Source organism: Mesorhizobium sp. P3_A2, from assembly GCF_056403115.1.
Genome location: NZ_JBFUGC010000041.1, coordinates 1 through 1,754, shown reverse-complemented (window position 1 = coordinate 1,754; position 1,754 = coordinate 1). Strand labels below are relative to the sequence as shown.

Genomic DNA, 1,754 nt, shown 5'->3' with positions numbered 1-1,754 from the left:
GTTCAGCAGGACTCTGCCGCCCACGTTTCTCTTTCTTCAATATTCAATTTTCAAAGAACAGACCCCGCAGACGCGAGGTCGTGGCCCGTTACGCTTTTGGCTTCGGGGCCGTCCGAGTGTCGCTTACGCGGCTCTCTTGAATTTCACAAGGGCTTATTCAGAAGCAAACTGCTTCGCCGCCTGCGGCGCACCGCCCTCGTTCGTGAGGCGTATATAGTCGCCACCCTGACAAACTGTCAACTGCCTTCAGTCATGTTTTTTCGATTTCTCGCTGAGATATCCACGGGGTCGAAATTCGTGAGTTGGCTTGGCTGAAATTATGAGTGGTGTTCCGCGGTCGGATCACTTCTACGAAACTCCCATCCCTCGGTGGCGGCTGCGTGCCATCGGCTTGAAAATCGTCTGCTCTGCCCAGTGAATGTCGACCACAGCGCCAGCCTGAGCAGCGCTTCAGAGCCGATCTTCCAGCAATTCCGCCGTGATGTTTCGACCGGCGAAAAAGATGCCCAGGATCAGGACCCGCTCGGCCTCGACCGCAAACGCAATGCCGACGGCGCGGCGGTAGCCGATAATGCGCAGACCAGGCATGATCTCGACCCGCTCTGTGCCGCGCTGTGGAAAAGTCGACAGACCGAGGCAATGGTCGCGGATGCCGGCGATGAAATTCCAGGCGATCGCCGGCGACGCACGGTCGGCTATGTCATCATAGAGCTGTTTGAGTTCAGCTTCCGCCTTGGGGTGGAAGACAATGCGACACTCCATTGCCTACTTGGCTTTCGCCTGCTTCGCGCGATGCCGCGCCTCGAGCCGCGAAAAAACCGTCTCGGCAGGAATAGCCTTCGCCGGATCCTGCCGGAGCTCGGTCAAACGCGTCGGGATCTCCTCGCGCAGCCATCTTTCCCGCTCCGCCTCGAAATCCTCGAGCATACGCAAGCCGGCGCGAACAACCTCACTGGCATTGTTGTAGCGGCCTGATTCGAGCTGCTTCCTGATGAAGCTCTCATAGTGGTCGTTCAGTGCGTAGTTGGGCATGGCAACCTCCTGAAGAGATTATGGTGCGTATCAGGCTCAGTAGCAATAGATAGCAATAATTAGCAGCAAGTGCACGCATGGCCACGCTTCGTTTCCAACGATGTGCTGGCGGGAGAATGATTCGTCACCTGGCCTGCAGCATCGAAATGCTGCCCATCACGATCCCGCCGGCATGGATCGAAGATTCACGCCTGGATCATCTGCCGCCATTCTCGTCGCAAGCAAAAGTGGCGGTTGCTGCGTCGGGCAAAGCGCGGGAGCCAACCGGCTTCGCTGGGTCTAATTTTCGCTTGGATGTGATTTCGGACTGCGAGCATCAGCCTGGACCCATTCCACGTGCGCGCGAGCTACAGGGACCACCCGACAAGGAAGCTCGTTTCGAGAGCTGGGCGCCGGAAGAATTGGCTTGGGGAACGGGGAGGTTTTGTGTCCGGGCTGCCGGATACAAAAAGGCCCGCACGAGGCGGGCCTATTGATGTTGGTTGCGGGGACAGGATTTGAACCTGTGACCTTCAGGTTATGAGCCTGACGAGCTACCGGGCTGCTCCACCCCGCGTCACCATTGGATGTAAGCGCAAGCCTACAAATAGGTAGATGGCTCACCAAATGAAAGGGCCGCTTGCGCGGCCCGTGGTCCCTTGGCGGGCCTCGATGCATGTCGCCCAAAAGTGTTGAGCGGTTTTGGGATAACGACATGCATCAATAAAATCGTAATGAGAAGG

General features: G+C 57.5%; 3 protein-coding genes and 1 tRNA gene. 1 reads left to right on the top strand and 3 read right to left on the bottom strand.

The annotated features are described in order from the left end of the window. Window positions 1-450: 450 nt before the first annotated feature. Window positions 451-762 (bottom strand): type II toxin-antitoxin system RelE/ParE family toxin, encoded by a 312-nt coding sequence (locus tag AC1DXM_RS31885; RefSeq protein WP_477239521.1) that lies wholly within the window; start codon window positions 760-762, stop codon window positions 451-453. A 3-nt stretch (window positions 763-765) separates the two neighbouring features. Then, on the bottom strand, window positions 766-1,032 hold the full coding sequence (locus AC1DXM_RS31880; RefSeq protein WP_192258379.1) for a type II toxin-antitoxin system ParD family antitoxin: 267 nt from the start codon (window positions 1,030-1,032) through the stop codon (window positions 766-768). 116 nt (window positions 1,033-1,148) lie between these two features. Between AC1DXM_RS31880 and AC1DXM_RS31875 the strand changes: the two genes are divergently transcribed. Beyond that, window positions 1,149-1,508: a hypothetical protein gene (locus AC1DXM_RS31875; protein WP_477239519.1), complete on the top strand. Its 360-nt coding sequence runs from the start codon at window positions 1,149-1,151 to the stop codon at window positions 1,506-1,508. Between the two features lie 3 nt (window positions 1,509-1,511). Here AC1DXM_RS31875 and AC1DXM_RS31870 read toward each other — a convergent pair. Beyond that, a tRNA-Met gene (locus AC1DXM_RS31870) sits at window positions 1,512-1,588 on the bottom strand. Window positions 1,589-1,754 lie beyond the last annotated feature (166 nt).